Below are 8,004 nucleotides of genomic sequence, written 5' to 3'. Positions count from 1 at the left end.
CGGGCGCCGGACGCGGCCAGCAGCGGCGCGGCCAGCCCGCCCGCGAGCAGCGCGGCGAGCAGGACGGCCCCGGCGGACGGCAGCAGCCACCACTCCAGGACGACGGCCGCGCCGCACGCGACGGCGGCGGAGGCCATCGGCAGGACGCCGCGCAGCCAGCGGTCGGCGACGCCCTCGGCGTTGTCCAGGACGACGCCGAGCGGCCCGCCGTCGCCGCTCGGCCGGACGGCCGGGGCCAGGTCGGCGAGGCGCTCGAAGACGCGGACGCGGGTGCGCGCGAGGAGCCGCAGCGCGGCGTCGTGGGAGACGAGCCGTTCGGCGTAGCGGAGCACGCCGCGGCCCATCCCGAACGCCCGGACGGACACGATCGCGACCATCAGGTACAGGACGGGCGGGTGCTGCGACGCCCGGGAGATCAGCCACGCGGAGGTCGCCATGAGCGCGATCCCGCAGATCAGGGCGCCGGACCCGGCGAGCACCGCCAGTCCGAGGCGGACGCCGGGCCGCCGCACGTTCACCGTCGTGGTCGTCATACCGGCACCGCCGCCGTGTCGAGGGGGACGCCCGGACGGGGGTCCAGGTGGACGAGGTGGTCGGCGCGGTCCAGCAGCGCGCCGCGGTGGGTGGTCGCGATGACCGTCCGGCCGCGCAGCGGGCCGTCCAGCAGGTCCAGGACGTCCTGCTCGGTGCGCGGGTCGAGGTGGGCGGTCGGCTCGTCCAGCAGGACGAGCGGGGTGCCGAGGAGGTCGACGCGCAGGACGGCGCGGGCGAGCGCCACGCGCTGCCGCTGCCCGGCCGACAGGGCGGCGGCCTCGGCGTCGAGGGCGGTGAAGCGGGTGACGCCGACGGCCTCGGCGGCGCGGCGGACGGCGTCGTCCGGCGCGCTGGGGACGGCGAGCGCGATGTTCTCGGCGACCGTCCCGGCGATGAGGAACGTCCGCTGCGGGACCCAGGCGACGCCCTGCCGCCACGCCTCGCCCGGCGTGACCTGCTCACCGCCGGACAGCACCCGTCCGGACGCGGCGGGCACGAACCCGAGCAGGACGTCCAGCAGGCTCGACTTGCCGAGGCCGGACGGTCCCGCGAGCACGGTCAGCCTTCCGGCCGGGGCGGTGAAGCTGAACGGGCCGACCACGTCGCGGCGGGCGACCGTGACGTCCTCGACGCGGATCTCCCCGGCCGGACGGGACGAGCCGCCGGTCCGGACGGGTCCGCCGGGCGCGTCCAGGGCCGCGAAGATCTTCTCGGCGGCGGCGACGCCGTCCTGCGCCGCGTGGAACTGCGCGCCCGCCGCGCGCAGCGGCAGGTACGCCTCGGGCGCGAGGATGAGGACGAACAGGGCGGTCTCGAACGGCACCGAGCCGGACACCAGCCGCAGCCCGATCGACACCGCGACCAGCGCGACCGACAGCGTCGCGGCGATCTCCAGGACCAGCGCGGACAGGAACGCGATCCTCAGCGTCCCCATGGTCGCGCGCCGGTGCTCGCCGGTGATCCGCTCGATCTGCGCGGCCTGCGCCCTCGCCCGGCCGAACGCCTTCAGCGTCGGCAGCCCGGTGACGACGTCGGTGAAGTGCCCGGCCAGCACCTCCAGGCTGCGCCAGCGGCGGCGGGTCCGCCCGGCGGTGTAGAGGCCGATCAGCGCGCCGAACATCGGGATCAGCGGCAGCGTCACCGCGACGATCACCGCCGACCGGGGGTCGGTGACGGCGAGCGCGGCCAGCACCGTCACCGGGACGATCACCGACAGCGCGAGCTGCGGCAGGTACCCGGCGAAGTACGGGTCGAGCGCGTCCACGCCCCGCGTCACCAGGGCGGTGATCTCGCCGGACGGGCGGTCCGGGCGGTCCCGGACGACCTTCTCCAGCACCCGGGCGCGCAGCTGGGCCTTCACCCCGGCGGCGGACCGGTGGGCGGCGACCTGCTGCCCCCACACCAGCAGCCCCCGGAAGGCGACGACGCCGGCGAGCGCGAGCGGGACCGTCAGCGCGGCGATCCCGTGCGCCAGCAACGCCGCCTGCGCCAGGGCGCAGGCGGCGGCCAGACCGCCGGACACGGCGCACGCGACCAGGTAGGGCGCGGTCGCGCGGGCTTCGCGGACGAGCCTCGGGTCAAGCGGTCTGGGCATCGGACACCTGTTCCTCGTGCCGGTTCTAGTGGGCCTGGTAGGCCGGGATGTCGCGCACCCCGATGCGCTTGCGGAACACCCAGTAGGTCCAGCCCTGGTACAGCAGCACCAGCGGCAGGAAGAGGACGGCGACCCAGGTCATGATCCCGAGGGTCTTGGGCGAGGCCGCCGCGTTGTCCACGGTCAGGCTGTTGGCCGCGTCCAGCGTGGACGGCAGCACGTTCGGGTAGAGCGAGACGAACAGCGTGACCGCCGCGAACGCGATCGCCGCCCCGGAGAGCCCGAACCGCCAGCCGTCCCGGCCGTCCACCCGGGTCAGGGCCCAGGACGCGACCAGCGCGACCGCGGCCAGCCCGGCGGTGACCGCGGTGGCGGCCGAGCCGTGGTTGACCTGCGTCCAGACCAGGAAGCCCGCCGCCGCGACGATGGTCGCGACGCCGATCCGGGTGGCCAGCGCGCGGGCCCGGTCCCGGATGTCGCCGGTGGTCTTCAGGGCCGTGTAGACCGCGCCGTGGTAGGTGAACAGCAGCAGCGTGGTCAGGCCGCCGACCAGCGAGTACACGTTCAGCAGGTCGAGGAACGAGCCGACGTACAGGTGCCGGCCGTCCAGCGCGACGCCGCGGACGATGTTCGCGAACGCCACGCCCCACAGGAACGCGGGCAGCAGCGACCCGAAGAAGATCGCGTGGTCCCAGCCGGCCCGCCAGCGCGCGGAGTCCCGCTTGCCCCGGTACTCGAACGCCACGCCGCGCAGGATCAGCGCGACCAGGACGAGCAGCAGCGGCAGGTAGAACCCGCTGAACAGGGAGGCGTACCACTCGGGGAAGGCGGCGAAGGTCGCGCCGCCCGCCGTGAGCACCCACACCTCGTTGCCGTCCCAGACCGGCGCGACCGTGTTGATCAGCACCCGCCGCTCGGTCTCGTCCTTCGCCAGCACGCGGGTCAGCACGCCCACGCCGAAGTCGAAGCCCTCGAGGAAGAAGTAGCCGGTCCACAGGACGGCGATGGCGATGAACCAGAGGTCTTGGAGATGCATCGTCGCTGTCCCCTCAGTACGCGAAGGCGAGGGGCTTGTCCTCGCCGTCCGGCTCGTCGGACTCGGCCGCCACCTCGGGCGGGTCGGACTTGGCGTACTTGACCATCAGCCCGACCTCCACGACGGCCAGCGCCCCGTAGAGCAGCGTGAACACGATCAGTGAGGTCAGCACGCTGCCCGCGCCGACGCTCGGGGAGACGCCCTGCTCGGTCCGCATCAGCCCGAACACCACCCAGGGCTGCCGCGCCATCTCCGTGAAGATCCATCCGGCGGAGTGCGCGATGAACGGGAGCGCCACGGCCAGCAGCGAGGCCCGCCAGAACCAGCGGCTCTGCGGGAGCCGTCCGCGCCGGGTCAGCCACAGCCCGGCGAGCGCGATCGCCGCCGCCAGCGCGCCCGCGCCGATCATGACCCGGAAGCCCCAGTAGGCGACGGGGATGATCGGCCGGTAGTCGCCCGGCCCATAGAGCTGCTGGTACTCGGCGTTCAGGTCGTTGATGCCCTTGACCTCGCCGTCCCAGCTCCCGGTGCCGAGGAACGACAGCAGGTGCGGGACCTGGACCTGGAAGAGCGGGCGCGAGCCGTCCAGGGTGCCGATGGTGAGGACGGAGAAGGACGCCGGCTTCTCGTCGTGGTACAGCGCCTCGGCGGCGGCCATCTTCATCGGCTGGGTCTCGGTCATGACCTTGCCGAGGAAGTCACCGGAGATCCCGACCCCGATGAACCCGATGAGGGTCGCGACCAGGCCGAGCCGGAACGAGGTCCGCATGACCTCGACGTTGCGCTTGCGGGCCAGGTGCCAGGCGGCGATGCCGGAGACCAGCACCCCGGCGGTGACCCAGCAGCCGAAGATCGTGTGCGGGAACGTCGCGAGCGAGACCTTGTTGGTCAGGACCGCCCAGAAGTCGGTCAGTTCGGCGCGGTTCCGCCCGCTGTCGAACCGGTAGCCGACCGGATGCTGCATGAACGAGTTCGCGATCAGGATGAAGTAGGCCGACAGCATCGTGCCGACGGCCACGATCCAGATGCACGCCAGGTGCAGGATCTTCGGCAGCCGGTCCCAGCCGAAGATCCACAGCCCCAGGAACGTCGACTCCAGGAAGAACGCCAGCAGCGCCTCGATCGCCAGCGGCGCCCCGAAGATGTCGCCGACGAACCTGGAGTAGTCCGACCAGTTCATGCCGAACTGGAACTCCTGCACGATCCCGGTCACGAGGCCCATGCCGAAGTTGATGAGGAACAGCTTCCCCCAGAACTTCGTGGCCTTCAGGTATCGCTCGTTCCCGGTGCGCAGCCAGGCGGTCTGCAGGATGGCCACCAGGAGCGACATGCCGATCGTGACCGGCACGAACAGGAAGTGGTACACGGTGGTCACACCGAACTGCCACCTCGCGAGAAGCAACTCGTCCACGCCTTGCCTCCTCGATCTACTACAGAGCGTAGATCTACTACACAGCGTAGAACTTGACCGCACCGACCCGGGCAAAAGCGACTGTGACTCCGGTCGCTAACGGCAGATTCGGCCCGTTCTCGGCCAAGTCGGTTCCGGGTCCGACTCCCCCGGTCCCGGCCCGATAGCCTGGGGGCATGCCGCTCTCTCAACCCGAGCGCGACTGGGTCGCGCCCGTGGCCCGGGGCCCGGTGGACGCCGCGGTCACGCTGCCCGGCTCCAAGTCGATGACGAACCGGGCGCTGGTCCTCGCCGCGACCGCGTCCGGCTCGTCCCGGATCGGGCGCCCGCTGGCCAGCCGCGACACCCGGCTGATGGCGCACGCCCTGCGCGCGCTCGGCGCGGACGTCCTGGAGGTGGAGGCGGCCGGTCCGGAGGCCGAGGCGGTGGGCGCGGCCGAGGAGGTGCGCGGCTGGCTGGTCGACCCCGGCGAGCGGCTGCGCGGCCCGGCCGAGATCGACGTGGGCCTCGCCGGGACCGTGATGCGGTTCCTGCCGCCCGTCGCGGCGCTCGCCGACGGCGACGTGGCGATCGACGGCGACCCGTACGCCCGGCGGCGCCCGATGGGCCCGATCCTGGACGCGCTGCGCGCCCTCGGCGCGGAGATCGACGACGGCGGGCGCGGCGCGCTGCCGTTCACCGTGCGCGGCCGGGGCGGCCTGCGCGGCGGCACCGTCACCCTGGACGCGTCGGCGTCGTCCCAGCTCATCTCGGGTCTGCTGCTGTCGGCCCCGCGGTTCGAGCAGGGCCTGGAGGTGCGACACGAGGGGCCGCCGGTGCCGTCCGCGCCGCACCTGGCGATGACCGTCGCGATGCTGCGCGAGGCCGGGGCCACCGTGGACGACTCCGAGCCCGACGTGTGGCGGGTCGCGCCCGGCGGGCTCAAGGGACGCGACTGGGACATCGAGCCCGACCTGTCGAACGCGGCGCAGTTCCTCGGCGCGGCGCTGGTGACCGGCGGCCGGGTCACCGTGGGCGGCTGGCCCGCCGAGACGACGCAGCCGGGCGACGCCCTGCGCGACCTGCTCGCCGAGATGGGCGCCGAGGTCGACCTCGGCCCGGACGGACTGACCGTGCGCGGCGGCTCCGGCTTCCGCGGCCTCACCGCCGACCTGCGCGACGTGGGCGAGCTCACCCCCGTGCTGGCCGCCCTCGCGGCGCTCGCGGACGGCCCGTCCCGGCTGACCGGGATCGCGCACCTGCGCGGCCACGAGACCGACCGGCTCGCCGCGCTCGTCGCCGAGATCAACGGGCTCGGCGGCGACGCCCGCGAGCTGCCGGACGGCCTGGAGATCCGCCCGCGCCCCCTGCGCGGCGGCGTGTTCCACACCTACGACGACCACCGGATGGTCATGGCCGGGGCCGTGCTGGGCCTCGCCGTGCCGGACGTCCGGGTGGAGAACGTGGGCACCGTGGGCAAGACACTTCCGGACTTCACCGAGCGGTGGAGCGCGATGCTGACGACGGCTGGGTAAGGGGCGGACCACTGGCACGGCGAACACGCGACTACGACGAGGACGACGTCCGCATCCGGCCCGGGCGGCGCGGCTCCCGGCCGCGCACCCGCATCCGGCCCGCGCACGAGGACGCCGTCACCGCCCTGGTGACCGCCGTGGACCGGGGCCGCTACCGCTGCCTGGTCCAGGACGCGTCCGGGGAGCGCGAGATCACCGCCATGCGCGCCCGCGAGCTCGGGCGCAAGAGCGTCGTGGTCGGCGACCGCGTCGCGCTGGTCGGGGACGTGACCGGCAAGCCCGACACGCTCGCCCGGATCGTCCGGATCGAGCCGCGCACGTCCACGCTGCGCCGCACCGCCGACGACACCGACCCGTTCGAGCGGGTGATCGTCGCCAACGCCGACCAGCTCGCGATCGTCGCCGCGCTCGCCGACCCCGAGCCGCGCCCCCGGCTGATCGACCGGCAGCTCGTCGCCGCCTACGACGCCGGCATGGACCCGCTGCTCGTGCTCACCAAGGCCGACCTCACGTCGCCGGCGTCCCTGCTGGAGATCTACGACGCGCTCGGCGTCCCGTTCGTCGTCACCGAGCGCGGCGGCGAGCTGGGCGAGCTGCGCGACCTGCTGGCGGGGCGGGTGACGGTGCTGGTCGGGCACAGCGGCGTCGGCAAGTCCACGCTGGTGAACGCGCTGGTCCCGGACGCCGACCGGGCCGTCTCGCACGTCAACGCCGTCACCGGGCGCGGCCGGCACACCTCGTCGTCCGCGCTGGCGCTGGAGCTGCCCGGCGGCGACGGCTGGATCATCGACACCCCGGGCGTGCGCAGCTTCGGCCTGGCGCACGTCAAGCCCGAGAACGTGGTCGACGCCTTCGAGGACCTCGCCGAGGGCGCGGCCGAGCGCTGCCCCCCGCAGTGCGACCACCTCCAGGCCGACTGCGGCCTCGACTCCTGGGTCGCCGACGGGCACGCGGGCCAGGCCCGGCTCGACTCGCTCCGGCGGCTCCTGCGCAGCCGCGAGGGCGAGCCCGAGTAGCCGGGCAAGCCTTACCAAGCAGGCGAAGCGGTGAGTCATCGGTATCGTCTGGGGGCATGCCCCCCAAGGTGATCGCAGGGCGGTACGAACTCCTGGAGCTGCTCGGCCGCGGCGGCATGGGCGCGGTGTGGCGGGCCCGCGACCGCACGCTCGACCGCGAGGTCGCCGTCAAGGAGGTCGTCCTGCCGCCGGGCCTCGCGGACGAGCAGGTCCGGCGCGTGCACGAGCGGACGTTCCGGGAGGCCCGGTCGGCGGCCCGGCTCGACCATCCCGGCATCGTGACCGTCCACGACGTCGTCGAGGAGGACGGGCGGCCCTGGATCGTCATGCGGCTCGTCCGGGCGCCGTCGCTGGACGCGCTGCTCGACGGGGACGGTCCGCTGCCGCCCGGCCGCGCCGCCGCGATCGGCCTCGACCTGCTGGACGCGCTGCGGCACGCGCACGCCGCCGGGGTCGTCCACCGCGACGTGAAGCCGGGGAACGTGCTGCTGGGGACGGACCGGGCCGTCCTGACCGACTTCGGGATCGCCGCCATCGCGGGCGACGAGACGCTGACGCAGACCGGCGTGGTCGTCGGCTCCCCCGCCTACCTCGCGCCCGAGCAGGCCCGGCACGAGAAGGCGACGCCCGCGTCCGACCTGTGGTCGCTGGGCGCGACTCTGTACACGGCGGTCGAGGGCCGCCCGCCGTACCAGCGCGACAGCGTGTGGGGCGTGATGGCCGCGCTGCTGGCGGACGAGCCGGACCCGCCCCGCCTCGCCGGGCCGCTCACCCCCGTCCTGACCGGTCTGCTGCAACGCGACCCGGACCGCCGGCTGGACGCGGACGAGGCCGAGCGCGCGCTGCGGCGGGCCGTCCAGGAGCCCGCGACGGTCCCCGGCCCGCCGGACGGCTCGGCG

Annotated in this window: 6 protein-coding genes and 1 pseudogene; 3 read left to right on the top strand and 4 right to left on the bottom strand. The window is 74.3% G+C overall.

The window, feature by feature from the left end:
* From DZF91_RS31940 to DZF91_RS31925, 4 genes and pseudogenes are all read right to left on the bottom strand, one after another.
* Nucleotides 1-533: pseudogene (locus DZF91_RS31940) on the bottom strand (thiol reductant ABC exporter subunit CydC); the annotation flags it as partial.
* Nucleotides 530-2,128 (bottom strand): thiol reductant ABC exporter subunit CydD, encoded by a 1,599-nt coding sequence (cydD, locus tag DZF91_RS31935; RefSeq protein ID WP_117360783.1) that lies wholly within the window; start codon nt 2,126-2,128, stop codon nt 530-532. The gene cydD and the pseudogene DZF91_RS31940, both read right to left, overlap by 4 nt.
* A gap of 25 nt (nt 2,129-2,153) precedes the next feature.
* The gene (gene cydB, locus DZF91_RS31930; RefSeq protein WP_117360782.1) at nt 2,154-3,164 is read right to left on the bottom strand and encodes a cytochrome d ubiquinol oxidase subunit II; all 1,011 of its coding nucleotides are present in this window, start codon (nt 3,162-3,164) and stop codon (nt 2,154-2,156) included.
* Between the two features lie 13 nt (nt 3,165-3,177).
* Complete coding sequence (locus DZF91_RS31925; protein WP_117360781.1) at nt 3,178-4,575, bottom strand: cytochrome ubiquinol oxidase subunit I; 1,398 nt, start codon at nt 4,573-4,575, stop codon at nt 3,178-3,180.
* A 176-nt stretch (nt 4,576-4,751) separates the two neighbouring features.
* On the opposite strand from DZF91_RS31925, the gene aroA reads away from it, so the two are divergent.
* From aroA to DZF91_RS31910, 3 genes are all read left to right on the top strand, one after another.
* A complete protein-coding gene (gene aroA / locus DZF91_RS31920) occupies nt 4,752-6,089 on the top strand; it encodes a 3-phosphoshikimate 1-carboxyvinyltransferase (RefSeq protein WP_117360780.1) in 1,338 nt (445 codons plus the stop codon).
* A complete protein-coding gene (gene rsgA / locus DZF91_RS31915) occupies nt 6,059-7,105 on the top strand; it encodes a ribosome small subunit-dependent GTPase A (RefSeq protein ID WP_407920955.1) in 1,047 nt (348 codons plus the stop codon). Before aroA ends, rsgA begins: the two co-directional genes overlap by 31 nt.
* A 56-nt stretch (nt 7,106-7,161) precedes the next feature.
* Nucleotides 7,162-8,004, top strand: an 843-nt coding sequence (locus tag DZF91_RS31910) for a serine/threonine-protein kinase (RefSeq protein WP_147341487.1), incomplete at its 3' end; no start/stop codon positions are given.

Source organism: Actinomadura logoneensis (assembly GCF_003428695.1).
GTDB lineage: Bacteria > Actinomycetota > Actinomycetes > Streptosporangiales > Streptosporangiaceae > Spirillospora > Spirillospora logoneensis.
This window is presented reverse-complemented; position numbering and strand designations above follow the sequence as displayed.